At 58.0% G+C, this 24618-nt stretch carries 19 protein-coding genes and 1 pseudogene; 5 read left to right on the top strand and 15 right to left on the bottom strand.

Going from position 1 to position 24618, the window contains the following annotated elements:
• Positions 1 to 60: 60 nt before the first annotated feature.
• The gene (locus L1A08_RS06615) at positions 61 to 987 is read left to right on the top strand and encodes a peptidylprolyl isomerase (RefSeq protein WP_238755527.1); all 927 of its coding nucleotides are present in this window, start codon (positions 61 to 63) and stop codon (positions 985 to 987) included.
• A gap of 300 nt (positions 988 to 1287) precedes the next feature.
• On the opposite strand, the gene L1A08_RS06610 is transcribed toward L1A08_RS06615, so the two are convergent.
• Complete coding sequence (locus L1A08_RS06610) at positions 1288 to 2037, bottom strand: NTP transferase domain-containing protein (RefSeq protein ID WP_238755526.1); 750 nt, start codon at positions 2035 to 2037, stop codon at positions 1288 to 1290.
• Between the two features lie 35 nt (positions 2038 to 2072).
• Positions 2073 to 3110, bottom strand: a complete 1038-nt coding sequence (locus L1A08_RS06605; protein ID WP_238755525.1) for a hypothetical protein — start codon at positions 3108 to 3110, stop codon at positions 2073 to 2075.
• 596 nt (positions 3111 to 3706) lie between these two features.
• Here L1A08_RS06605 and L1A08_RS06600 point away from each other — a divergent pair.
• Complete coding sequence (locus L1A08_RS06600) at positions 3707 to 5053, top strand: DUF1501 domain-containing protein (protein WP_238755524.1); 1347 nt, start codon at positions 3707 to 3709, stop codon at positions 5051 to 5053.
• Between the two features lie 190 nt (positions 5054 to 5243).
• Here the strand turns inward: L1A08_RS06600 and L1A08_RS06595 are convergent, their stop codons facing one another.
• Together L1A08_RS06595 and bioB are read right to left on the bottom strand one after the other, a co-directional pair.
• Entirely contained in the window at positions 5244 to 6008 is a 765-nt protein-coding gene (locus L1A08_RS06595) for a heavy-metal-associated domain-containing protein (protein ID WP_238755523.1), read from the bottom strand.
• 257 nt (positions 6009 to 6265) lie between these two features.
• Complete coding sequence (bioB, locus tag L1A08_RS06590; RefSeq protein ID WP_238755522.1) at positions 6266 to 7294, bottom strand: biotin synthase BioB; 1029 nt, start codon at positions 7292 to 7294, stop codon at positions 6266 to 6268.
• 427 nt (positions 7295 to 7721) lie between these two features.
• On the opposite strand from bioB, the gene L1A08_RS06585 reads away from it, so the two are divergent.
• Positions 7722 to 9332, top strand: coding sequence for an isochorismatase family protein (locus L1A08_RS06585; RefSeq protein WP_238755521.1), 1611 nt, complete (start codon positions 7722 to 7724; stop codon positions 9330 to 9332).
• A gap of 107 nt (positions 9333 to 9439) precedes the next feature.
• Here L1A08_RS06585 and L1A08_RS06580 read toward each other — a convergent pair whose 3' ends face one another.
• The 7 genes from L1A08_RS06580 to L1A08_RS06550 form a co-directional block, all read right to left on the bottom strand.
• Positions 9440 to 10831, bottom strand: coding sequence for a deoxyribodipyrimidine photo-lyase (locus tag L1A08_RS06580; protein WP_238755520.1), 1392 nt, complete (start codon positions 10829 to 10831; stop codon positions 9440 to 9442).
• On the bottom strand, positions 10831 to 11055 hold the full coding sequence (locus L1A08_RS06575; RefSeq protein WP_238755519.1) for a hypervirulence associated TUDOR domain-containing protein: 225 nt from the start codon (positions 11053 to 11055) through the stop codon (positions 10831 to 10833). Before L1A08_RS06575 ends, L1A08_RS06580 begins: the two co-directional genes overlap by 1 nt.
• 355 nt (positions 11056 to 11410) lie before the next feature.
• A complete protein-coding gene (nusB, locus tag L1A08_RS06570) occupies positions 11411 to 11809 on the bottom strand; it encodes a transcription antitermination factor NusB (RefSeq protein ID WP_238755518.1) in 399 nt (132 codons plus the stop codon).
• A gap of 237 nt (positions 11810 to 12046) precedes the next feature.
• Complete coding sequence (ribH, locus tag L1A08_RS06565; protein WP_238755517.1) at positions 12047 to 12526, bottom strand: 6,7-dimethyl-8-ribityllumazine synthase; 480 nt, start codon at positions 12524 to 12526, stop codon at positions 12047 to 12049.
• 181 nt (positions 12527 to 12707) lie between these two features.
• Entirely contained in the window at positions 12708 to 14075 is a 1368-nt protein-coding gene (rho, locus tag L1A08_RS06560) for a transcription termination factor Rho (RefSeq protein WP_261362735.1), read from the bottom strand.
• A 137-nt stretch (positions 14076 to 14212) separates the two neighbouring features.
• Positions 14213 to 14851, bottom strand: coding sequence for a dephospho-CoA kinase (gene coaE / locus L1A08_RS06555; RefSeq protein ID WP_238755516.1), 639 nt, complete (start codon positions 14849 to 14851; stop codon positions 14213 to 14215).
• Between the two features lie 416 nt (positions 14852 to 15267).
• On the bottom strand, positions 15268 to 16461 hold the full coding sequence (locus tag L1A08_RS06550) for a phosphoglycerate kinase (protein ID WP_238755515.1): 1194 nt from the start codon (positions 16459 to 16461) through the stop codon (positions 15268 to 15270).
• 243 nt (positions 16462 to 16704) lie between these two features.
• Between L1A08_RS06550 and L1A08_RS06545 the strand changes: the two genes are divergently transcribed.
• Positions 16705 to 17244 carry an O-acetyl-ADP-ribose deacetylase gene (locus tag L1A08_RS06545; RefSeq protein WP_238755514.1) on the top strand — a complete coding sequence of 180 codons (540 nt, stop codon included), beginning with the start codon at positions 16705 to 16707 and terminating at the stop codon, positions 17242 to 17244.
• Positions 17245 to 17502: 258 nt separating this feature from the next.
• Positions 17503 to 18201: pseudogene (locus tag L1A08_RS06540) on the top strand (manganese catalase family protein); the annotation flags it as partial.
• Between the two features lie 327 nt (positions 18202 to 18528).
• On the opposite strand, the gene L1A08_RS06535 reads toward L1A08_RS06540, so the two are convergent.
• From L1A08_RS06535 to L1A08_RS06520, 4 genes are all read right to left on the bottom strand, one after another.
• Positions 18529 to 19917, bottom strand: a complete 1389-nt coding sequence (locus L1A08_RS06535) for a sulfatase family protein (protein WP_238755512.1) — start codon at positions 19915 to 19917, stop codon at positions 18529 to 18531.
• A 168-nt stretch (positions 19918 to 20085) separates the two neighbouring features.
• Positions 20086 to 21393, bottom strand: coding sequence for a beta-ketoacyl-[acyl-carrier-protein] synthase family protein (locus tag L1A08_RS06530; RefSeq protein ID WP_238755511.1), 1308 nt, complete (start codon positions 21391 to 21393; stop codon positions 20086 to 20088).
• Positions 21394 to 21761: 368 nt separating this feature from the next.
• Positions 21762 to 22826, bottom strand: a complete 1065-nt coding sequence (locus L1A08_RS06525; protein WP_390896850.1) for an aldose epimerase family protein — start codon at positions 22824 to 22826, stop codon at positions 21762 to 21764.
• Positions 22827 to 22936: 110 nt separating this feature from the next.
• Positions 22937 to 24598, bottom strand: a complete 1662-nt coding sequence (locus L1A08_RS06520; protein ID WP_261362734.1) for a solute:sodium symporter family transporter — start codon at positions 24596 to 24598, stop codon at positions 22937 to 22939.
• Positions 24599 to 24618 lie beyond the last annotated feature (20 nt).

Here is a 24618-nt window from a genome sequence, read left to right as displayed (position 1 = left end):
CGGAAGAGGGTAAACCCTGAAAGTCTGGCCAGTTTTGAGACTATAAAAGAGGAGGATTGAATGCCCGTTCCGTTCCCAACCCATCTTTGGATCGCCGCGTTCTGCCTCACGGTCTGCCTGCTCGGACCGCCCGTTGAGGCTCAAGCCGCCTTCCAGCCAAAAGTCGTGGCGATGGTGAACGGACAGAGCATCACCGACACCGACGTCCGACAGGCGCTGGCGATGCGAGGCATTCTCAAGGAGGGTTCCGCCGACACCTACTCCACGATGCTGGATCGGCTCGTTGAACGCAGTCTGATTCGCCAGTTCCTCCGCTCCCGAGGCGTCACCGCTCCGCAGTCTCAGCTCGAAAGTCAGATGAAAGTGGTCGATCGCGTTCTGGCTCAGGAAGGTTCAGCCGACGACGCCCTCGCGAAACTTCAGATCACGAGAAAGGATCTGGAAGAAGAACTCGAGTTGTCCCTGGCCTGGCAACGTTATGTTCGGCAGGCTGTGACCGATGAGCAGATCCGGAACTACTTCAATGAGAACCGCACCCGACTCGACGGCACCAGGGTCACAGCGAGTCAGATCTTTCTCGAGCTTTCCAAAGAAGCGTCGTCAGCGGACGCGGAGCAGAAGCTTCAACAACTCACCGATCTGCGCAAGAAGATCGCGTCCGGCGAGCTCACTTTTTCCGAAGCCGCCCGCCAGCATTCGGAATCGCCCAGCGCAGACAACGGAGGCAAACTCGGGACGTTCGCCTACACTGGTCAGATGCCGCGGGAAATTGCCACAGCGGCATTCGACACCGACGCGGGTTCCATGGGCGAGCCGTTCCGTAGCAAATACGGCGTCCATTTGCTGCACATCGACGAAGTCATTCCCGGCCAGCTGAGCCTCGAAGACGCCCGCCCGCAGATATTCCGCCACTTCGAAGACAAGCTCTGGCGGGAAACCGTCGAGAAACTCAACTCTGGTGGAACAGTCCGAATCCTCGGAAGATAGGCCTGGAAAGCGTGTGGTACGCAGAGTGGACTCTCATTGCTTCCGAAGCGATGCTGAAACAATGATGCCGTGAGTCTTCGAGCGAAACGCAATATGCGTCCGTCCAGCGGACCCTGCCTTTCGCTCCACTCCAACAGGGTGCTTAGAGCCTATCCGAAAACCTATCGTGACACCAAGTCGAAGGAATTCTCGCCAGGGCGAGGAAGCCGACTGAGTCCATGCGAGCATGGACGATTGGAGGCTGACGAAGTTCTGACGGAAATTGCGAAGACGAATGTAAAGAGGTTACCAGATAGGCTCTTAGCCGGCTTTGCGTTGCTTCATCACGCCTTCGACTTCGGAGAGCTGATCCTGGGTATTGACGCCCATCGCTTCCTGGATATCGAGGCGGTTCGCGGCGAGCACGGTCTTGCCCTGCTTGAGCAGAATCTCGGCACAGTCGGTGAGATAGTACTCGGCCTGCTGATTCTCGGGACGCAGTTCCTTCAATGCGTTGAACAGTTCGGGGCCATCGAACGCGAAGCAACCGGTGTTGATCTCTTCGATCTTCAGCTCTTCCGATGAAGCGTCCTTGTGCTCGACGATTCGCAGGAACTTACCGGAGTCATCGCGAACAATCCGCCCGAGACCGGCGTTGTTCGCCGTGACGGCCGTACCGACCACACAAGCCGCTTCGTTCTTCTGCTGTTCATCCAGAAGCCCTTTGAGCGAACCTCCCTTCAGCAGGGGAGTATCACCCGCGAGAACAAGAACCGGGCCGGTGTGATCTCTCAGGGCGACTTCCGCCATCATCACGGCGTGACCGGTTCCCTTCTGTTCGGCCTGGAGAGCAAACTCGACATCGTCGTGATGATCGAGAGCCCCACTGACCTGCTCGGCCTTATGCCCAACGACAACCACGATCTTCGTGACTCCGGTCTGCCGCACGGCGTCGAGGACATGCTCGATCATCGGCTTGCCGCACACTTTGTGCAGCACCTTCGGAAGTTCCGATTTCATTCGGGTGCTCTTGCCGGCTGCAAGAATGATGGCCGCAGGAGAAGTCGACATGAAAGAAAGCCCAGAGCGAAAGGGTTTGTGTTGAATTAGAATTCGATTCCAGCCCGGATCATGAACGCGTCGTCCGGGTGCAGCGGGGCGACACTGCTCAGTCCGTGCACACTCCATTTCCGGTCGAACGCGTATCCGAAATCAAGATACGATTCCCACGTGCAGGCTTCCCAGCGAAGTCCGGCGAAGGCTCGCCATTCCTCGATCTGCAGCTGCGGATCGGTGCCATCGATCTCGCCGGCCTGCCACGACTGAATATCGTACTCGGCTCCGGCGTACAGCCAGGTGGCCACTCCCATGGGCGTTCCGATGAACACCTCGGCACGCGATTTGGGGAAGGTCGCCCGGATTTCCCAGAACTCGTTCGGATTCCAGACCACCCCGGCATTCGGCAGGATGTGATCTTCAGCCCGGTCCCAGTACAACACCCCGGCAACCCACATCAGGTTGGGGGAGGTGCGGAAATACGCGGTTGCGTCGGCATCGAAGTTCCATGCCTGCGAATTCAACTGGCGTTGAAAATCGGTCGCAACGGCTGGGGTAAATCCGAAGCGATAGCTGACCGGACCGTACTGCGGCGAGGTCGTTTCAAAGCGATAGCCGATGCGGTAGTAGTTGTCGGAAATGCGGGCCAGGCCATTTTGAGTGGCGACCGGCAACCGCGTTTCTTCGATATTGTTGAAATCGATCTGAGTGAAGTTCAACTCCGGTGAGTGCTTCCAGATCCATCCCGTGGGCGACTGCACAACGTTGTCGAAGCGGATATTGTACTCGTAGACGGTCACATCGCCGGGGCCGCCCGGATTGGCCGGGTCATCCTGCAGATCGGCATTCGAGATGTAAGCGAAGTCGTAATGGGTCGTCCAACCGAAGCGGACCGGCTGCGGTCCAACGACGCCGTAACCCTGCGGTCCGGCAAACGGATCGCCGCCCGCTCCCGCATACGGAGACGCCATAAACGGGTCGTAGCCCGGCATCGCCTGCGGCTGACCGTAAGGATCCATTCCTCCCCCGCCGTAAACTCCTCCGCCTCCGTACGCACCGCCGGCGGCGTTCGGATCGAACGGAGCCATCTGCGGCTGTGCACCGGGTCCGAGGTCATACGTTTGAGGGGTCTGCCCTCGCACTACGACCTCGAACTCCTCATGAAGTCCGAAGTAAGTTGGTCGGGAATTACGGTCCAATGTGCTTGCAGCAGATTCGACGGTAACGGCGCCCTCGGCGACAAAAGGGATCGCCAGGACGATCGCCGGTAATGCGATGAATACAGGATTCACGATCTGTCCCTGTTATCTTCAGAAAGGAGGATCCACAGGACGGTTTGCGAGAAGAGACGGGCAGTTCGCGCGATCCTGCGGCGAGTGTGGCGCGGGAATCTCGCGAAATTCCCCGAACAGGTCAAGATCGATTCAAGATTTTCATACCGCCAGCCGGGGATCGGCTCCGACTGGCCCTCCGAATGTCCTGCGATCAGGGACTTTGGGTGTTTTCCGCGTCTTCCAGGAAGAACAACGCTTTCTCCGGGCGCAGGCGATTCTCCCCAGCTTCACATTGAATATCGCCGATCTAACTGGTAATGTGAAGGTCCCGCCGGCTTTGCCTGCCGCACCAACGAGCGTCCTGATACCGACTTCCACGAAGTCCTCGCCTCCTGAACAGGATTCATTGCATGCTCAAGATTACGGGCCACGGTAAGACGTTGTGTGACGGAGTTTCCCGCAGAGACGCTCTCAAAATTGGAGCACTCGGACTGGGCGGGCTCAGCCTGCAGCAATTGCTTGCCGCCGAGGCGGCTGCCGGCATTCAGAAGTCGCAAAAATCGATAATCATGATCTACATGTGCGGAGCTCCGGCTCATCAGGACATGTACGACATGAAGATGGACGCCCCTTCGGAGATTCGCGGCGAGTACCGCCCGATCGACACCAGCGTCCCCGGCCTGCAGATCTGCGAGCATCTGCCGAACCTGGCCAGGATCATGGACAAGTGCGTCCCGCTTCGCTCCGTGTACGGTTCTCCCAACGGTGCTCACGACTCGTTCATCTGCTACACCGGCCGCACGACCCGTAACCAGCCGCCGGGCGGCTGGCCTTCACTCGGCTCCACCGTTTCCAAGGTGCTCGGACCAACCAATCCATCCGTGCCGGCGTTCGTGGGCCTCTCACCCGATACCGGACATCCTCCGTACGGTTCACCCGGACATCCCGGCTTTCTCGGCGTCGGTCACGCCGCATTCCGCCCGTCGGGCCCCTCGCGAAAAGACATGGTCCTCGGTCAGATCGACGGGGAGCGACTTTCCCGCCGCAAGGAACTGCTGGCTTCCGTCGATAACCTCCGCCGCAACATCGACGCCTCGGGCATGATGGACGGCATGGACACAATCAACCAGCAGGCCTTCGATATTCTGACGTCGAGCAAACTCGCCGATGCCCTCGACATCTCCAAAGAACCTGCCGAAGTCCGTGAGCGTTACGGGCGGAACGGCAGCCCGAAGAATTATGGCGACGGGGCCCCGACGAACCCGGAGCATTTTCTGATGGCCCGCCGTCTCGTTGAAGCGGGAGCCCGCGTGGTGACGCTCAACTTCGGCCGCTGGGACTTCCACAGCAACAACTTCGACGGCATGAAGAAAACCCATCTGCCCCAGTTTGATCAGGCACTGGCGACGCTGATTGAAGAACTGCACGAACGGGGTATGGCCGACGATGTCGCTGTGGTTGCCTGGGGCGAATTCGGTCGCACGCCTCGCATCAACGCCGATGCCGGCCGCGATCACTGGCCGCAGGTTGGCGGCGGACTCCTCGCCGGGGGCGGCTTCCGCACCGGTCAGGTCATCGGCGCCACCGACCGCATCGGAGCCACCATCGCCGAACGCCCGGTCCACTTCAGTGAAGTCTTCGCCTCACTGTACCAGTTCATGGGCATCAATCCCCACGCCATCACCATCGAAGACTTCGCCGGCCGCCCGCAGTATCTCGTCGACCAGGAATACCAGCCGCTGCCAGAACTGGTTTAGTACGGCCTCGAGGAGGTGGCCCCGAAAGATTCTTTCGGGGCGGCGCAGCCGTGGGCGAAGCGGTATTGGACGTGGGTGATTCCATAGGCGTACGCCCGGTGAAAGGGTGTCAGTTGAGCCACGCGACTGATGCATCCTCCGACGGCTTCGTCCGCCCAGCATCCAGTTTGTACGCGAGCAGATTGGCGGCCTACCCGAGCAGATGCCACAACATCGCTCCGGCCATCAGGGCCATCGTGGCGTCTTCAATGAAGGTCACCTTCGACATCGGCAGATCGAAGACCGTGCCGAGGCAGGCACACTGGATCGTCCGCTTGTTGAACAGGGCGTTGCTCACGCCGATCAGCCCCAGCACCATCACGAACAGCGTCACGGCATTGGTCACCACCGGCTGGAAGTTCGTGAGATAGGCGATACCGAGCGCCAGTTCGATAAACGGATAGGCAACCGCATAGTCGGGAACGTGCCGGGCTCCGAGATCGTAGGAGGTAAAGGCATCCGCGAAGCCGCGGACATCGAGCAGCTTGAAGAACGAGAAGGCGAGGAAGAAGCCGCCCATGAAGGTCGACATCGCCCGCATCGTCACCCATTCACCGGCTCGGAATTCGACGAGTCCCGTGATCAGCAGCAGAAAGCCGACAATCAACAGCAGGGGATAGTACGTCTTCAGCTGAAAGCCTTCGGACTCCGCCTGACGATCGTGATGCTGATGAGCAGTTGCCGCATGCTCCGGCTCATCGACCTGCAGTTCCCGCTTCACATGGAAGCCCGATTTCTCCACCAGCGTGGAGATGTGATCGGGGCTCACGTTGTCCCCGGAGACCTTCAGCACTTTGCGGGGATCGTTGATATCGACCGCCCACTCAGCGACCCCCTGATCTTCGTCCAGGAAGGGCGTCACCTTGGAAACGCATTTATTGCAGTTCAGATCGGTCTCGAAATAGCGGGTCGTCATGGTTCAATCTCCTGTCTATGGTCAACCGCTGCGATAGCGGGTTAGCGACGTTGAGCCCCGAGGGAACTCAACGTTCATTGTAGACGGAGATGACAGTGAGTTAAGACGCCAGGTTCAGAAGAATTGCGTCACAATGACGGCGATCAGCGTGCCGATCCCCGCCCCGAGGTAGAGAACGCAGACGGCGACGTAGACCCACAGCCAGCCCGTTCCCTTCTGAGGCTCCTTCAAGCGTCCGCTCCTCTGAACGATATGCTCTAGCGAACCGCTTCCGACTCAGCCGACTCGAATCCCTGCGTCACGACTTCGAAGCCGAGGTCGGTAATCATCTGATAGTCTTCGGACGGCGTCTGACCCTTGGTCGTCAGATAATCGCTGACAAAGACCGAGTTGGCCGGATACAGGCCGAGCGGCTGCAGCGTTCGCAGATGCACTTCCCGACCGCCAGCGATGCGGATTTCGGTCGTCGGATTGGCGAAGCGGAACAGGCACAGCGCCTTCAGACACTTCTGCGGCGACAGTTCCGACGTGTTCTCGAGCGGAGTTCCTTCGATCGACGTCAGGAAGTTGATCGGAATCGACTTCACGTTCAACTCGCGAAGTTCCCCGGCGACGCGAACGAGGTCGTCATCGGTTTCGCCCATCCCGACAATCACGCCGCTGCACAGTTCCATGCCGGCTTCCGAAGCAATCTTCAGCGTATCGATGCGATCCTGATAGGTGTGCGTCGTGCAGATCTTGTCGTAGTACTCGCGGGACGTGTTCAGATTGTGATTGATGCGATCGACGCCGGCATCGGCCAGAGTCTGAGCCTGTTCCGGCTTCAGCAGTCCCAGGCAGCAGCAGATGTGCAGACCGAGTTCGTCCTTGATGCGGCGGACCACTTTGGCGACATGATCGACTTCGCGATTCGTCGGGCCACGTCCGCTGGCGACGATGCAGTACGTCTTGGCCTGATTGTCGGCCGCCTGACGGGCGCCGGCGAGCAGACGTTCTTCGTTCAGCCAGGCGTATTTTTCGATGGGAGCATCGGAGATTTTCGACTGCGAACAGTAGCCGCAATCTTCCGGGCAGAGACCGCTCTTGGCGTTCTTCAGGTAGTAGAGCTGAACCTGATTGCCGAAGTGCTGCCGGCGAATCCGGTAAGCCGCCTGCAGAAGACCGAGCAACTCTTCGTTCGGGCAATCCAGAATCCGCTGGCAAGTCGCCTCGTCGATCGTTTCCCCATTGAGAACCGCGTCGGCCAGTTCATTCCAGGAAAGTGCGGCTGCAGTCGCTGACGTCATGAAACTCTACTTCTTCTATCTGACTCTTCGTTCATTATCGATCAGGAAGATCACGTATTTCAGCAGTCTATCCACGTTTGCGAGCCGGGAAAAGTGACCGGAATAGCGGAACTCAATTTCGTACGTTACTTCCCTCCGGTGGCCCAGACATTCCTCAGTAATGACCAGCTTTGTCGAACTGCTCGTAACTCCCCGGCAGAGGTGCCCCAGAAGATCTTCATCTGCGCGGTATCCCGTTTGTGCGCGAGCCGCGTCAAGCGCTGCGGAAAGCGGTCAGACAAGCCTCCTGTTGCTTTCGCAACCCAGAGATCAATCTCTGTGCCAACCCGGACTGCTCGGAGCTGGAGCGAACCGACGGTTCGTTTGGAACGGTTGGGCCAATCGGGTATTCTCGAATCTCCTGCCACACTCAGAAGAGGGATTGCCCATGATCTGCCGTCTGCTCCTGCTCACTTCACTTGTTCTTCTGCCCGCTTCGCTTCTCAGTGCCGAGCCGCTGAAGCTGCAGTTGCGGTCTCAACACGAGACCAGCCCCGGCTCCGGTCGGTTTCATCGCACCATCGAAGAACAGAACTGGAAGCCCGAAGAGACGGCTCTCATTCTGTGCGACGTCTGGGATTCGCACACCTGCTGGAACGCCGTCAAACGGCTCGAACAGTTCGTGCCCCGGTTGAACGAGACCGTCAACAAGGCGCGAGCCGAGGGTGTGACGATCATTCACGCACCGAGCGGCTGCATGGATGCCTACGCCGATCACCCGTCTCGTCAGCGAGCTGCATCGCAGCCCAAAGCCGACAACCTGCCCGAAGAGATCACCAAATGGTGCTATCAGATTCCAGCCGAGGAAGCGGGGCAGTACCCGATCGACCAGACCGACGGCGGCAACGACGACACCCCCGAAGAGAAGAAAACCTGGCTTGCCCGCCTCGAAGCCGAGCAACGGAATCCGAAACGACCCTGGCAGAAGCAGCATCCAGGCATCAGGATTGTTGCGAAGCACGATTTCATTTCCGACAAGGGCGATGAAGTCTGGAGCATTCTCGAAGATCGCGGAATCAAGAACGTCATCGTTGCCGGCGTGCACACCAACATGTGCGTGCTCGGGCGCCCGTTCGGATTGCGGCAGATGGTTCGCAACGGCAAGAACGCCGTCCTGCTCCGCGACATGACCGACACCATGTACAACCCGGCGTCCGCTCCCTACGTCTGTCACTTCGCCGGAACGGACCTGATCATTTCTCACATCGAGAAGTTCGTCTGTCCGACGATCACGAGCAATCAGTTCATCGGCGGCAAGCCGTTTCGGTTCAAAGGCGACAAGCGTCCGAACCTGTTAATGGTGATCGCGGAAGGGGAGTACAAGACGGAAGAAACGCTGCCGCCGTTTGCCGAGAAGCATCTCAGCGACGACTTCCGCGTCAGCTTCGCGTTCGCCGCCGATGACGATCGGAATCTGATCCCGGGCATCGAGCAGCTTCAGGACGCCGACATCGCTCTTTTCTCTGTCCGTCGACGGGTCCTGCCGAAAGCCGATATGCAGATCGTTCGCGACTACGTCGCCAGCGGAAAACCGATTGTCGGCATCCGCACCGCCAGCCATGCCTTCTACATCAAGCAGCCACCCCCGGAAGGCTATGCCGACTGGGAGCGCTGGGATCAGGAAGTTTTTGGCGGCAACTACCACAACCACTACAAGAACGATTTGAAGTCGACTGTTCGCGTTGACGAGGACGTGAAGTCGCCGATCCTGAAAGGGATCGATCGCAGTAAGAGATTCCCACAGGGCTGGTCGCTCTACAAGGTGATGCCGCTTGAGCCGGGCACCACTCCGCTGATGTACGCTGAAATCGAAGGCCATCCGGAAGAACCGGTCGCCTGGACCTTCAAACGAGCAGACGGCGGCCGGTCGTTCTACACATCGCTCGGCAACGTCGACGACTTCAAGCACCCGACCTTCATCAAGCTCCTGAAGAACGGCATCCACTGGGCCGCCGGAATGAAGATCGAAGCCGGAGAGAAATCCACCAAGGTGGACTAGGCGGCGCTTGAGTGGAGAAGCATTGAGGTTTCAGAAGCACCGGGGCATTGACCCGACTCTCTGTGACCTCTTTGTCTCTGTGGTTGACTCGAACCTTACTCAGCGTCTCACTCGTCGCTCTGTTCTTTGCGCTTCAGGCGTTCGATCTGGCGGATGTATTTCTCGATGTCGAACTTGCGTTTCAGGCCGGAAGCCGCCATGTAGCGGACCTTGCCGAAGATGTCGCGTTCGCCGAAGGCTCGATCGTGGATGCCGAAGAGCCAGGCGACGTTGGTGAACGAGTTCGCGTCGCGGCCGTCGAGAAAGTACTTGTTGTTCAACTCCAGCGCCACCTTGTGGGCGTACTCGGGCGTGTTGCTCCATTCGAGGATCTTTTTGCCCCAGTACATCCGCATGTGGTTGTGCAGGTAGCCGCGGAGTTTCATTTCGGTCATGGCCGCGTTCCAGGCCGTGTCGTGTGTCTCAGCGGCTTCGAGTTCGCTGGCGGTGTACCGATGCGGCCGTTCGTCGTCACGATGCTTTTCGAGTGACTTCCGGGCCCAGTCGGGAATGCAGGTGAACGAATCATAGTTCGGCGTGTAGTAGCAGAAGTTGTGAGCCAGCTCCCGCCTCACCAGCAGTTCTTCGAGAAACGAATCGCGGTCCTCGGCAGGTGCCTTTTTCTCGCGCACCGCCAGAGCAATCGTGAGCGGGGAGATCTGGCCGAAGTGCAGGTACGGACTCAGGTACGAAACGGGCGGATCGGGGACGTTGGTTCGGTCGCTGTTGTAGACTTTGAGCCTGCCATCGACGAACCGCTTCAGCAGCGTGGTCGCTTCGTTCGTCCCGCCTTTGAAGTGATGAGAGACTGAGCCGACCGATTCGTCCAGCTTCAACTGGTTGAGCACCGCCGCAACACTGTCGTGCTCTTCCCCGGCCACAGACAGGTTCGTCGAGTCCTGATCAAGGCTGGTCGTGCGGAGTTCTTCGTAGAAATTCTCGGCCGCCTTGTTGATCTTTCCGCGGATGGTGCGGGCGGCGTATTCGGCTTTGCCCGACGTGGTTTCAATCGGCACGATCAGATCGCTCTCAACCTGCCAGACCTTGCACGGCGATCTCTTTGCGACATGGTCTCTCCACTGCCGTTGATGTCGCAGATAGCCGCGATCGCAGACAACTTCGCAGGCGTCCTGAGCCAGCTTCGCCGCCACTTCCTGCGGAGCTCCGAAGCGAAGCACGAAGCCAATTTTGCGGCGTTTCAGTTGCTCAGCGGTTTCAACCAGCCCCTCCACCATGAAGGTGTAGTGCCGGAGATTGGCTTCCGGGTAGTTGTCGGTCAGACCGAAGGCGACCAGCAACGGAGCTTCGAGAGCGTTGGCCCGCTGCACCGCGAACTCCAGAGCATGATTGTCCAGCGCCCGCTGCGACTGCTGCATCCAGTAGAGAACATACTGGCCGTCAGCCGTTTCTTTGTCATTGAGCAGCTGAACCCGCTCGTCGGCAATCACCTGACTCCCCATCAGGAATCGGCCTCGATTTCGGAGTGCGATTTGAGAACGCGGTCGCCGTCCTCCTGCTCGATCAGGTAAGCCGGGTTGTCATCGCTGGCATCGCGGGTCACGTCGTTGTTCTTGATCTGCCGCGTCACTTTCTCGGTGAAGTGGTCCTGCACCTTGCCGTGCCCCCAGCCATTGCCCCACTTCCATCGGACGTTCTGTCCCTTCTGATACTTCGTCGTCGACATCGCTTCTCCTTTGGTGCAAATCTCGCCTGTTCCGTTATAGGCAAATAGGGAGAAATCGCGAGAGTCTTCCGTGAATTCCTTCAGGAACGAGCGGCGCGGGCGCTCCGCTACTTAACCCGAAACGTCAGTGAGGACATGCGTCAAAGGGACCTCATTGACGTTTCGGGTTGAGGTTGAGGCCTGCAGGCCTGGGAGAGACGAAGCCCATAGCGGCGGCATCCTGCCGTCGAATGGACGTTGCCAATACAGGGCCGCGATGCGAGTGTTTCGACCGGATGCTCGCGTCGCACGAAATGATCAGGCCGCAATAACTGCCTCGCTCTTTCGGCGGCAAGACGCCGCCGCTTCGGGCGCTTTACTCGCGGGGCTTCAACTGATCGAGAATCCCGTTCACAAACGAGGAGGAGTTCTCGGCTCCGAATTTTTTGGCCAGGTCGATTGCTTCGTTGATGACCACGGTCGGCGGGGTGTCGAAGTGCTGCAGTTCGAAGCAGCCGAGGCGGAGCAGGTTGCGATCGGTCGCGGCCATGCGTTTGAGCGTCCAGTTCTTGGCGACAGCAGAGATCGCTGCGTCAATCTGATCGCGGCGTTCCATCGTGCCGGAGAACAACTGCCAGCTGAAGCGGGAGGCTTCCTGGTCTTCAATGCGTTCCTGGATCATTTCCAGCACGGTCTTGCCGTCCACGTCGGGATTCATATCGACGAGGAAGAGCATCTGCAGAGCCAGTTCACGAGCTTTAGAGCGTTTGGACATTCGTTTGTTTCGTTGAGCCGTCGATCAAGACGGCGTTCGTCGTCTGAAAAATGCACTGCCGGGCGAGCCAGCAGCGGTCCCCTTGGGAAAGTGGTGCCTGAAACCGCAGGGCAGGCTATTGCCTGCCTCTCTTCGCTTCGAAGAATAGCACTCGAAGTTCCGGCATTCTCTTAACTATTCAGCCGCTTCACCTGGCCACGCGATCCAGAGGTATCTCATGGGAGGCCGAAGCCTGCCCTACTTCTTCTTGCGAGGCAGTTTGCCGAGGAGGCTGGTCATTTCGATCGCCGCCAGTGCGGCTTCTTCACCCTTATTGCCCGCCTTGCCGCCCGCGCGATTCAGTGCCTGATCGAGATTTTCACACGTCAGGATGCCGAAGGCAATGGGAACTCCGGTTCGCTGCATCGCGTTCATCAATCCCTGAGCCACCGCGTGGTTGATGTAATCGTGATGCTGCGTCTCGCCCTGGACCACGGCCCCGAGACAGCAGACGGCTGCATATTTTCCCGAAGCGGCAGCGGTTTCCGCGGCCAGAGGAATCTCGAAAGAGCCTGGGACATGAATGACAGTCACTCGATCTTCAGCAACTCCGTGCCGGCGAAAGGTATCGATCGCCGCAGTCAGCAGCCGGCCGGTCACCAGTTCGTTCCAGCGGGCGACCACGATGGCGAATTCGCCGGAATCAGAAAGGAGTTGTCCAGAAATCGTCTGCGTCATGATGTCGTTCTTGTGTTGTCAGTGAGAGTGAGCACGTCATTCCGGCGGGGCTGGCACAGACATTCCTGTGTGGTAATCCGACGGAACGCCGTTCAGGAGCGATGAAGACAAGTCGCCAGAGGCTGCGGCTCCCGGACAGTCACGCCCGGGCCGTTCTGTCTGGCCATCAAACGAGCGACCGTTAATTCAGGTTCATGCTCATCAGGAATTCTTCGTTGGTCTTTGTCCGTCGCATACGGTTGACCAGCAGTTCCATCGCTTCGACCGGGTTCATGTCGTTGAGGACACGTCGCAGAATCCAGACGCGACGAAGTTCTTCTTCGTCCATCAGGAGCTCTTCGCGTCGGGTACCCGACTTGTTCACGTCGATGGCCGGCCAGATTCGCTTTTCGACCATCCGGCGGTCCAGATGCAATTCGGTGTTACCGGTTCCCTTGAACTCTTCGAAGATCACGTCGTCCATTTTACTGCCGGTATCGACCAGAGCGGTGGAGATGATCGTCAGGCTGCCCCCCTCTTCCACATTCCGGGCGGCTCCGAAGAATCGCTTGGGATGTTGCAGAGCGTTGGCATCGACACCCCCGGTCAGGATTTTGCCGGAGTGAGGCACTTCGGTGTTCCAGGCCCGGGCCAGACGGGTAATCGAGTCGAGGAAGATAATCACATCCTGTCCGTACTCGACCATCCGTTTCGCTTTTTCGATGACCATTTCCGAGACCTGAATATGGCGGCTCGGCGGCTCGTCGAACGTACTGCTGATGACTTCGCACTGAGGACCTTTGACCTGCCGCTCCATGTCGGTCACTTCTTCCGGACGCTCGTCGATCAACAGCATGATGACATAAGCGTCGGGATGGTTGCGGATCACCGATTTGGCGAGGTTCTGCAGCAGCACCGTCTTACCGGCTCGCGGAGGCGACACGATCAGACCACGCTGTCCCATACCGATCGGGGCGACGATATCGACGATGCGGGAGCTCAGGTCTTCCGGATCAGCTGCCAAACGCAGACGTTTTTCCGGGTGCAGTGGCGTGAGATCGTCGAAGAAGACCTTCTCGGAGAGCAGATTCGGATCCTCGCCGTTGATCGCTTCCACGCGGAGCAGGGCGAAATACCGCTCGTTCTCTTTCGGCGGACGAATCTGGCCGGCGACAGTCGCTCCGTTGCGGAGACCGAAGCGGCGAATCTGGCTCGGCGAGACGTAAATGTCGTCCGGACAGGGCAGATAATGATAATCGGGACTGCGGAGGAAACCGAAGCCGTCCGGGAGGATCTCCAGCGTTCCCTCGCCGAACATCAGCCCATTCATCTTGGTGCGTTCTTTGAGGATCTTGAAAATCAGATCCTGCTTCTTCAGACCGGTATAGTCGGTCAGTTTCTCCGTGCGGGCCAGATCGAGCAGCTCTTTCATGGTGAGCCGCTGCAGCTCGGCGATATTGACGTCGTGGGTATCGAGGGCTTCCAGAGCCGGATCGGCATCGACAGAAGCAGATTTTGAACGGGAGGAGGATCGACTGGTCGAACCTTGATTCTTGGTTTCAGTAGCCATAGCTGCGTTCCAGAAAGGAAGAGTGCTCGAAGGAGCTGGGGACGAGGGAGTTTCGGAAGAGGAGGTTTCCTGAAATGATTAGTGAGCGTCGAAACCTGAATACGACAGCGAACATCTTCGACCGCATTCCGCAGAAATCATTCCTGCCGCCAGCCGAAAGTCTGTTCAACGTAGTTCTGAAGCTGCGTCCCTGCGGCTTCCAGCGTTCCTGAATTATCAATCACAGCGTCTGCACGTTTTCGTTTTTCGGCCAGGCTCCACTGGCTCCGTTCACGCTGTTTCCATTGATCTTCGGTCCATCCCCGCCCCTGCACCACATAATTGCGGCGATTCTGTTCAGGAGTTTCAATGAACACAATTTTGTCACAAATTCCGGCCCAGCCCGATTCGAGCATGACCGCGGCATCGAGAATAATGCCGAGTTGTCTCGAATTTCGAGCCGCCTCGACTTGAGAATCCATCATGCGTCGAATTTCGGGATGCACGATCGATTCGAGAACCCGTCGATTCTCAATCGCCGTCTGATCTTCTCCCCACACCAACCGCCCCAGGGCGGCACGGTGTATTTCTCCATCGGGATTAAGGATTCCCGCTCCAAATCGACCCACAAGTTCCGTTCGAACCGGATTAACCTTCAGGGCCCGATGTCCGAGTTCGTCACCATCAATCCGCGTGACCGGCAATCGTTCGGCCAGCCAGCGGGATAAAGTGCTTTTTCCCGAACCGACTCCTCCAATCAACCCCAGCACAGCGAAACGGTTCTCAGAAGGCGACATAATCAACAGACTTCAGAGAATTCGATCGCCACAAATGCCGGAACGAGATTCTAGAACGTCAATGGGACCTGCTGTGAGGAAAGACGGATCTGGGAAATCACGCTTCGATCGGATGATGAGACCGCAGGCAACTTCTGGTGAGGGATTGTGAACAGGGCTTCTTCAGTCGCAGAATGCTGCTGAAATCAATGAAGATCGACGGGACGTCATCCATGTACGATTAGGGAAATGATTATCTCAGGTATGCACCGTCTATGTTCAATCTCCCGTACCGGTTTGTCAACTGTTAACCGAATTGGCTCACGAAAAATTGGCCAAACCATAAACGGACCGATTCCCCAGTCTGCCGGGGTGGAATCTCCACCCCTTGACCCCAGCAGTTAAGCAAGTCCGCAACTCTCCGCAGAAATAGGAGTTTACTTCTCGTCGAGCAGATCGACCGCTACGAACTTCTGCCCTTCGAGCATGGCCAGCGAAGCTCCCCCACCCGTGCTCACGTGCGACACCTGGTCAGCGAAGCCGAGTTGCTGGATAGCGGCGGCACTGTCGCCACCTCCGATAATGCTGACGGCATCGCTGTCGGCAATTGCCTGTGCAACGGCCTTGGTGCCTTCATCGAACGGAGCCATTTCAAAGACCCCCATCGGACCGTTCCAGACCACAGTCTTGGCCGATCGCACAGTGTCGGCATACAGCTTTGCGGTTTCCGGTCCGATATCGAGACCTTCGAATTCGTCGGGAATCTGACCAGCCGCCACGACCTTCTTGTTGCAGCTGCTACTGAAATCGTCGCCACAGTGGGTATCGACGGGAAGCATGAGCTTGTCGCCCCCCTTCTCCATCAGCTGTTTCGCCAGATCGACCTTGTCCTTCTCGACCAGACTCTTACCAACTTTGCCACCCTTCGCCAGACTGAACGTGTAAGCCATGGCTCCACCGATCAGGACCTTGTCGCAGATCGAGAGCAGATTGTCGATGACCTTGATCTTGTCGGAAACCTTGGCTCCCCCGAGAATGGCCACGAACGGGCGGTCCGGGCTGCTGATCGTATCGGTCAGATACTGAATCTCGCGTGCGACGAGGAATCCGGAAACCTTCGGCTTGTCGCCCATGGCTTTGGGCACGGCGACCATCGATGCATCTTCCCGATGACAGGTCCCGAAGGCATCGTTCACGTAGACATCGGCGTAACCGGCCAGCTTGCCGGCGAACTCGGCATCGCCCTTTTTCTCGCCCTTGTTGAAACGCAGGTTCTCGAGGATGAGCACATCGCCGTCTTTCATCGCAGCCACCTTCGCATCGGCATCGCTGCCGACAGTATCAGTCGCAAAAGCGACCGGCTTGCCAAGCAGCTCGGAAAGACGGGCAGCGGTCGGCTTCAGGCTGTATTTCTGATCGTCAGCCGAACCATCGCCGGCTGGACGTCCGAGGTGACTGACCAGAATCAGCTTGCCGTTGCGATCGACAACCGATTTGATTGAATCAAGGGCCATCACGACGCGGCGGTCATCGGTGATTTCTCCGTTGTCATCCAGCGGCACGTTGAAATCGACCCGCATCAGGACAGACTTACCGGAAACGTCCACATCTTCGATTGTTTTCTTCGCCATATCGCTTCACCTGAGTTGGTCGTGAAATGTCCAATAAGGGTTCACCGCAAACCGATCATTTTCGCGGATTCTAAGTGTTTCGGGGAGCGGTTCCAACCATCGGCCCGGCTGGAATCCGAGTCTCGCAGATATGCAGAAATGCTGATCCTACTCCCGGTCTTTCCTCCGCCCCGAGCGCCAACTACAGTGAACATCGGAGCGTCTTTCCAGTCTGCCTGGGTTTTGTGAACGGGATCATCTCCAATGAAGCGTCTTGTCGGATCATGTGTCGTCGAACTGACCGTCGGAGATATTACGTCTGAACAGACTGATGCCATCGTGAATGCGGCTAACTCCCAGCTGGCCGGCGGAGGGGGCGTGGACGGAGCTATTCATCGAGCCGCCGGGCCGAGTATCATGCGACAAACTCGCGAACATTACCCCGACGGATGCCCGACGGGCGGAGCCGTCGTGACGGACGGCGGACAGCTTGCGGCTCGCTATATCTTCCACACCGTCGGTCCGATCTGGCAGGGAGGACGATCCGGCGAGCCCGATCTGTTGCGATCGGCGTATCGATCCTGCCTGGAACTCGCGGTGGAACACGAGTGCCGCAGCATCGCCTTTCCCGCCATCTCGACCGGCGTCTACGGCTATCCGCTCGACCTGGCGACGGAAGCGGCGCTGGACGAGATCCGGCTGTTCCTGGAATCTCAGCGGGCTCCGGAAAACGTCCGCTGCGTGCTCTTCAGCGAAGGCGCTTTTGGAGCCTACAGCCGCGTGCTGGAATCGTGGGATCGCTGACCTCGCAGGCGGCTTGCCGTCTGAACGCAGGTCGAAATCGCGACGGCTTCGGCTTCATCATGGTCGGAGAACGCTCGCATCCATCCGGAAATTCTCCCATTCAATCGAAAAATTCGCGCTGCCGCGATTCCACTTCCGCCCAACAAATAATGACGATTCTCGCGATTGAAGCGAATCGATTGGCTTCTCGCGGAAGACTCTGGCATATCAGTTGCGAAGGTGACCATTCATTCTCATCTCACAACGCAGGAGGATTGAATGTATCACCATGTGAAAAAGCTGATGTATACAGTTCGCGTCGATGAACCCGATCCGAACTTTGGAAATATGCTGCTGGAGCAGTTTGGCGGAGCCAATGGCGAGCTGGCTGCAGCGATGCAGTATTCGATTCAGGGGCTCAACTGCGACGATCCCGCTCGCAAAGACCTGCTGATGGATATCGGGACCGAAGAGCTGAGTCACCTCGAAGTGATCGGCACGTTGGCCCGACTGCATCTCAAGCCCACCAAGAAAGACGCGGAGGCCGCGGAAGCGAATCCGCTGATCGCGGTGATCGGCGGGGGCGGAGTTTCCCTGAACAACTCGCAGGGAAATCCCTGGACGGCAGACTACCTGAAGATTTCCGGGCAACTCGAAGTCGATTTGCGGAGCAATATCGCTGCAGAAGCCCGCGCGAAGATCACGTATGAGCGACTCATCAACTTCACCTGCGATGCGGGAACCGTCGAGGCGTTGAAATTCCTGATGGCTCGCGAGATCGCCCATATGAAATCGTTCGGGATCGCGCTCGAAACGATGGACAAAGGGCCGCTCGAAATCGGCGAGATGGAAGTGGTCGACGACTTTGTGCGACCGTTCTACAACGATTCGACCGGCGACGGCGATGCAGGCAAAGACCAGCGTGGCCCGTGGAACTCCGACGATGAGTTCGACTTTACAGAAGCCCCGGCGTTCAAAGAGATCGCAGCTCGCAAGGACTGAGGTCTTAGGAAACTAGGATGGAGAAGCCAGCCAGTTCTCTCGTCTCTCTGGCTGGCTTCTTTTTTGCGCGCTGCCGCGTCTACTCCAGTGGTGTAATCTGTGATAACCCGCAGGCGAATCCCAGCACATTGGGTGTTCGATGTCGGGATAAAGCCTCGCTCGTTGCAGACTGAATGAAAATGAAGAGCCATGCCCACGCGAGCGTGGGCATGGCTCCCTGCGCGGGTGTTGCGGGGCCCTCACTGACGTTTCGGGTTAGGAGGTTTTGCTGCGAACTGCGAACTGCAATTTCTGTGGGTGGGATCAGCGTTCGAGCTGATTCGTCACCGGTTTCACGGAGCGGCGATGTTCTTCGGCAAAACGCAGCAGGTCATCAACGACCTCCGGATGACGTTCGGCGATGTTGTACTTCTCGGAAGGGTCGTGCTCCAGATGATACAGCTCGGGAGTTTCATGCTCCTCCCGCTTCGGTCCAATTCCGTAACAGCCTTCCGTAATGAAGTGGGCTTTCCACGGCCCCTGACGGACGGCGTAAAGCTTTTCTTCGCGCCAATAGAAGATCCGATCGCGAGGTGATTCCTTCGACTTGCCCGTCAGCACAGAGGACAGGTCGTAACCATCCATGGAACCGGAATCCACATCGATGCCGGCGAGTGAACAGAACGTCGGTAAGAGATCCATCGTCGCCCCGAGTTCGTGTTTCGTCCCCGACTCCACGATCCCAGGTCCCCAGAAGATCCCCGGAACACGCATTCCACCTTCAAAGGTCGAGCCCTTTCCTTCACGCAGCAGCCCGGCTGATCCGCCATGAGCCTGAAATGGCAACCAGGGACCGTTGTCCGAAGTGAAGACCACGATCGTGTTCTGCTCAAGCTTGAGTTCTTCCAGCGTATCGAGAATCCGCCCGACACCATGATCGATCTCGGCCAGGACATCCCCATAGATTCCACGGGCGCTCGATCCGTAGAACTCCTCGCTGGCGAACAGCGGAATGTGGGGCAGGTTGTGAGCCAGATAAACGAAGAACGGCTGTTTCTGATGCTCGTGAATGAAATCGATCGTCCTGTCGGTGTACCGCCGGGTGATGGTGGTTTGATCGGCCGGGCGTTCGACTTCTTCGTCATCGTGAATGATCGGAACGTTGTACTGTTCGATGGACGGCATGTAGGTCGCCGAAACGTGTGACTGCTGGCGATAGTTCGGATGACCTTTCAACGCATCCATGTCGTTGGAGTACGGGATCCCCCAGTAGGTGTCGAATCCGTGCCTGGTGGGCAGAAACTCCGGCAGATGGCCGAGATGCCATTTGCCGATAGCTGCCGTGGCGTAGTTTTTCTGCCTGAGATATTCGGCGATTGTCGTTTCAGACTCGGGCAGACCTCCGTTGGAATTCGGGAACAGCACGCGCCGCTTTGCCGACATCATTCCATTGCGAACGGGCAGCCGCCCGGTCAGCAGAGCCGCCCGACTCGGCGTGCAGACACTGGCTCCGACATAGAAGTTGGTCCACCGCTGTCCTTCTTCGGCCATCCGGTCGAGATTCGGCGTCTCGATGGAAGGATGCCCGTAGCAGGACAGATCGCCATAGCCGAGGTCGTCGCAGAACACCACGACGAAATTCGGAGCCGCCGCAGCGGCTGTGTTCGTGAGAATCAGACTCATCAGAGCCGCGAAAATTGCGAAATATCGCATCGGGAATCCTCCACAGAAGTCGAACGGTCAATCAGTGAACGCGGATTGTAGCCGGGAATCCATCAAGATTCCTCCATGCGAACTCACCTGGCCCCAAAGAAAAAGCCTCTGCAGTCGATGAAACTGCAGAGGCTTCCGATTTCAATTCGTTTCCGTCTGGAACGTTTCTCAGGCACCCTCAACCAGGAGCGCACTGGCCTGGCCGGCCCGAGTGACGTTGATGTTGAGGAAGATCTTGTTGTCCGTCTTGAGAGGCTCGCCATGCACGATATTCAGCGGACATTCTGGATCGGGCGTCGCGTAGTTCAGCGTCGGGAAGACGACGCCATGTCGCAGCCCCAGGATTGAGCCGGCAATTTCCAGCGTGCCTGAACCCGAGCCGCAGTTTCCGAAGAACGGCTTAAGCGCGGTCACGGGAATTTCCCGTCCTCGATCGCCGAAGACTTCGAGAATCGCCGCCGCTTCGGCAGCGTCCATCGTTTGCGATCCGCTGCCGTGCGCGTTGATATGACCGATCTGGTCGATCGTCACGTCGGCACTCCGCAGGGCGGCTCGAATCGCGTTGACCATCGCCTGCTTCGGATCGGGTCCCGTTTTAGGATGCCGCACGCAAGAACTTCCGATTCCCAGAACGTAGGCGAAGATGGTCGCGTTCCGTTCTTTCGCCTTGTCTTCCCGTTCCAGGATGAAGGCACAGGCGCCTTCGCCGAGGACTTCACCCGACCGGTTCTTGTCGAACGGCTTGAGCACCTCTTCGGGAGCCTGTCCGTTCGGCTCGGCCACTTCCTTGAGGCTGGTGAGATTGATCGACTTGATGACGTGCAGCCGAGCTCCGGTCGTTCCGGCGATCATCGTATCGGCTTGACCGCGACGCATGATGCGGAGAGATTCCCCGAGCGTCAGGTTGCCGTTGGCATCTTCGAGGGTCAGCGAGTTACTCGGCCCGCAGGCTTTGGCGTAAATGCTGATATGACAGGCCGGCATGTTCGGCAGATACTTGAGCAGCCAGAGCGGCTCCATCTGAGCCAGGCCCTTTTCTCCCCATTGGGTATCGGTCGGCATTCCCTGTTCGTTGCGGGAGGCGGCGACAGCTCCGAACAGCACGTCCGGCGGGGAGAGCATCAGATCGGCCCCGAATTCGACGCCGAGACGAGGATCTTCTTCTTCTTTAATGCCGAGCCCCGAATGCTCCAGCGCCAGGTTGGCCGATGCGACACCCAGCTGGATGTCCCGACACATCACCTTGATGCTCTTTCGCTGTGGCTTCAGGTATTCTTTTTTGATTGAGCTGTCGTTGAAGTCGCGACACTGCGCGCCGATATGCCCCGGAGGTGTCACGCCGGGGAACAGATCGATGGCACTGATTCCCGACCGTCCTTCAAGCAGAGACTTCTCGAAGGCGTCAATGCCGTTGCCACACGCACTGACCATCCCCATACCGGTGATGGCAACCCGCTGATTCGAATCTTCACTCATAAACTGATTTCGCTACCAAACTTGAACGCCAAGAGGACACCACGTCCGGGCGGACGGTGTCCTTCTTGAATGCCGCCGACTCGAGTATGTTCGATTCGGGGATCGGAAAAAAAGCCGGAGGACCTGGGGGGATCGATCCCGTATTGTGGACCAAAACCGATTCAGAGTCAAATGGCAGCAGACGCGATGCCGCCCGAGTTTGCAAGGCGTTCGTTTCCATCCGAGCTCAAATTATGAGGATTTCAGCCCGACGGACCGCAACAATCGCGCAGCCCGTCACAGCGGTCAGCCCCTCGCTGGACGTCTTCCTGCCGAAGGAAAGTGTACGCAAAAACACATCCTCGCCGGAGAGGCAGGATTTCCAGGGATTAATCCTTCACGGAAAACCGAAAGATCGTGGACGTTTCATATTCTTCGCCCGGCTGGAGAAGGGTCGACGGAAAGTTCTTCTGGTTTGGACTGTCCGGATAGTGCTGCGTCTCCAGACAGAACCCGCCACGATGAACGTAGGGCTTGCCCGATTTGCCCTTCAACCGCCCGTCGAGGAAATTTCCGCAATAGAACTGAATCCCCGGCTCGGTGGTTTCGATTTCCAGGACACGTCCGGTAGTCGGCTCGTGGACCCGGGCAGCGAGAGCCATCTGCTGCTTCGGAGACGGCTTGGCGAGGACCCAGTTATGGTCGTAGCCGCCGCCGTAGGAGAGCTGCTGATTATCTTCCTCGATGTCCCGTCCGATCGGCTTGGCTTTCCGGAAATCAAAGGGCGTTCCTTCGACCGACTTTCGTTCCCCTGTCGGGATGAGACCGGAGTCGACCGGCGTGAACTTCGGAGCGTTGAGCATCAACTCGTGCCCGAGGATGTCTCCTTCGCCTTCGCCCTTGAGGTTGAAATAGGTGTGCTGAGTCAGATTGACGTGCGTCGCTTTGTCAGTCGTCGCGTGGTAATCAACCTGGAGCTCGTTCTCGTCGTTCAACGTGTAGGTCACGGTCACATTGAGATTGCCGGGATAGCCTTCCTCGCCGTCTTTCGCCAGATAGGTGAGTTCGAGACCGGTCGACGTGTTGCCTTCCACCGGACGAGCGTTCCAGACGACTTTATCAAAGCCGATGATGCCGCCGTGCAGATGATTCTCGCCATTATTAACGGCCAGCTGATAGGTCTCGCCATCAATCGTGAACTGGCCTTTGGCGATGCGATTCCCGTAGCGTCCGACAATCGCCCCGAAGTACGGCTTGTCGACCGCATTCATGTAGTCTTCGACGCGGTTGTAGCCGAGGGCGATGTCAGCCATGTTGCCGTTTTTGTCTGGCACGACAATCGCAGTGATGATTGCCCCGTAGTTGGTGACCTTCACTTCCACGCCGTTCCTGTTCTTCAGCGTATAGAGTTTGATCGAATCGAAGTCATCGACGTTCACCGCTTCGGCTCCCATGACCGGAACTCCCGAAATCGCCACCAGAACGGCAGCCGCACACAACAGAAATGGTTTCATCAGCGGAACTCCCTCAAAGATGTCTCGGATCCTCTGCAGGAAATCAATTCTCAGCTCGAAGTCGCCAGCACGCTGAAGTCAGCGAACGAGATGTAGATCGTAAAGACGATCGCGATCAGCAGCAGACCGACCGGTTTCGCCAGCCCCCACGGCGTCATGTCGACCGCTCCCACGTCTTCCTGCACGAACTCTTCGGCCCGGGGACGCAGCTCCCCGATGATGAGCATCAGCACCACCAGCCAGGCGAAGACGACCCCCAGAAACTGGAAGTTGTGCATTGAAGCGACGATTGTTGTGAAGGGCGGCACGAAGTTGCCGCAGACGAGCACGATAAACCCGACGACGAGAGCGATCTTGGCGGCGACAGAAGGCACGCGTCGCGTCACCATCCCGACCAGAACGACGGCGAAGATCGGAATGAAGTAAATCCCATTCATTGCCTGCAGATAGCCGAAGATGCTCGTCTGATTGGCCAGCAGCGGAGCGATGAACATCGCGACCACAGCCACGATCCAGCCGAAAACCTTCCCGCTGCGGACGATCTGATGCTCGGTGGCGTCCTTTTGCAGGACGTCTTTATAAAGGCCAAGACTGAAGAGCGTGCAGGAGCTGTTTAGAGCCGAGTTAAAACTCGAAAGAATCGCCCCGATCAAAGCAGCGGCGAAGAAGCCCGTCAGTGGCCCCGGAAGTACCCGCTGCACGAGCAAGCCATACGCCTGATTCGGCACCGGTTCGCCGCCCGGAAACTCGATCAGCCCCTTGTTGTACATGGTGAAAGCGATCATCCCGGGCAGGACCAGATAGAGTGGCCCCAGCAGTTTGAGCGCCCCGGTCAACAGGACCCCCTTCTGCCCTTCGGCCAGACTGCTGGCTCCGAACGTACGCTGGATGATCTGCTGATTGGTCGTCCAGTAGAACAGATTGAGCAGGAAGATCCCGGAAAAGATCGTTCCGAAGGGGACGTTCGAATCCGCACCGCCGACGGAGTTGAAACGCTCCTTCTGATCTTCGATGAGAATGTCGTAGCCGCCAGAAAATCCGGTCGGTCCGCCCAGCACCGTGAGTGCGAAATAGGTGATCATGAATCCGCCGACAAACAGGCCGATCGCATTAATCGTATCGGACACCGCCACCGTTCGCAGACCGCCGAACAGGGCGTAAATCGACCCGATAATGCCGACGATCCACACCACGAGCCACAGCGCCAGGGTATGCGGGTCGACATTCATGCTTTCGGCCAGACCACCGACCATGCCCGTGACATCGAGGATGCCGATCATCCCTTCCGCCCCGGTGTAGAGAATGATGGGCAGCAGAATGCCGACATAAGCCAGCAGGAAGATGATGTTGGTGATTACCTGCGTCTGATGATCGAAGCGGATCTCCAGGTACTCCGGCACGGTCGCGACGCCACTCTTGAGGAATCGCGGCAGGAAGAACCACGCCATAAAGACCAGTGCGACCACGCAGACCACTTCCCAGACCATCACACACAGGCCGAACGAGAAGGCGTCGCCATTCAGGCCGACCATCTGTTCGGTCGAGAGGTTGGTCAACAGCAACGATCCGGCAATCAACGGAAAGGTAAGCGTGCGGCCCGCCAGGAAATATCCCTGACTGGTGCCATGATCATCTTTTCGCGTGATCCACCACGTCAGTAGACCAACCAGACCGGTGAAGAACAGAAAGGAGACGAGGGTCACGGCGTCCAAGATCGCAGACTTTCAGACAG

This window comes from Rubinisphaera margarita (assembly GCF_022267515.1).
Classification (GTDB): domain Bacteria; phylum Planctomycetota; class Planctomycetia; order Planctomycetales; family Planctomycetaceae; genus Rubinisphaera; species Rubinisphaera margarita.
This window is presented reverse-complemented; position numbering and strand designations above follow the sequence as displayed.

What these genes read in the sequence shown, in the direction of transcription:
- rho (WP_261362735.1), bottom strand. Translation starts at nt 14,075, where the DNA reads ATGGCTACTGAAACCAAGAATCAAGGTTCGACCAGTCGATCCTCCTCC.
- L1A08_RS06535 (WP_238755512.1), bottom strand. Translation starts at nt 19,917, where the DNA reads ATGCGATATTTCGCAATTTTCGCGGCTCTGATGAGTCTGATTCTCACG.
- coaE (WP_238755516.1), bottom strand. Translation starts at nt 14,851, where the DNA reads ATGTCGCCTTCTGAGAACCGTTTCGCTGTGCTGGGGTTGATTGGAGGA.
- L1A08_RS06580 (WP_238755520.1), bottom strand. Translation starts at nt 10,831, where the DNA reads ATGGGGAGTCAGGTGATTGCCGACGAGCGGGTTCAGCTGCTCAATGAC.
- ribH (WP_238755517.1), bottom strand. Translation starts at nt 12,526, where the DNA reads ATGACGCAGACGATTTCTGGACAACTCCTTTCTGATTCCGGCGAATTC.
- L1A08_RS06585 (WP_238755521.1), top strand. Translation starts at nt 7,722, where the DNA reads ATGATCTGCCGTCTGCTCCTGCTCACTTCACTTGTTCTTCTGCCCGCT.
- L1A08_RS06595 (WP_238755523.1), bottom strand. Translation starts at nt 6,008, where the DNA reads ATGACGACCCGCTATTTCGAGACCGATCTGAACTGCAATAAATGCGTT.
- L1A08_RS06525 (WP_390896850.1), bottom strand. Translation starts at nt 22,826, where the DNA reads ATGGGAGCCGAAGCGGTGAACGTCGATGACTTCGATTCGATCAAACTC.
- L1A08_RS06600 (WP_238755524.1), top strand. Translation starts at nt 3,707, where the DNA reads ATGCTCAAGATTACGGGCCACGGTAAGACGTTGTGTGACGGAGTTTCC.
- L1A08_RS06575 (WP_238755519.1), bottom strand. Translation starts at nt 11,055, where the DNA reads ATGTCGACGACGAAGTATCAGAAGGGACAGAACGTCCGATGGAAGTGG.
- L1A08_RS06530 (WP_238755511.1), bottom strand. Translation starts at nt 21,393, where the DNA reads ATGAGTGAAGATTCGAATCAGCGGGTTGCCATCACCGGTATGGGGATG.
- L1A08_RS06605 (WP_238755525.1), bottom strand. Translation starts at nt 3,110, where the DNA reads ATGGCTCCGTTCGATCCGAACGCCGCCGGCGGTGCGTACGGAGGCGGA.
- L1A08_RS06615 (WP_238755527.1), top strand. Translation starts at nt 61, where the DNA reads ATGCCCGTTCCGTTCCCAACCCATCTTTGGATCGCCGCGTTCTGCCTC.
- L1A08_RS06545 (WP_238755514.1), top strand. Translation starts at nt 16,705, where the DNA reads ATGAAGCGTCTTGTCGGATCATGTGTCGTCGAACTGACCGTCGGAGAT.
- nusB (WP_238755518.1), bottom strand. Translation starts at nt 11,809, where the DNA reads ATGTCCAAACGCTCTAAAGCTCGTGAACTGGCTCTGCAGATGCTCTTC.
- bioB (WP_238755522.1), bottom strand. Translation starts at nt 7,294, where the DNA reads ATGACGTCAGCGACTGCAGCCGCACTTTCCTGGAATGAACTGGCCGAC.
- L1A08_RS06610 (WP_238755526.1), bottom strand. Translation starts at nt 2,037, where the DNA reads ATGTCGACTTCTCCTGCGGCCATCATTCTTGCAGCCGGCAAGAGCACC.
- L1A08_RS06550 (WP_238755515.1), bottom strand. Translation starts at nt 16,461, where the DNA reads ATGGCGAAGAAAACAATCGAAGATGTGGACGTTTCCGGTAAGTCTGTC.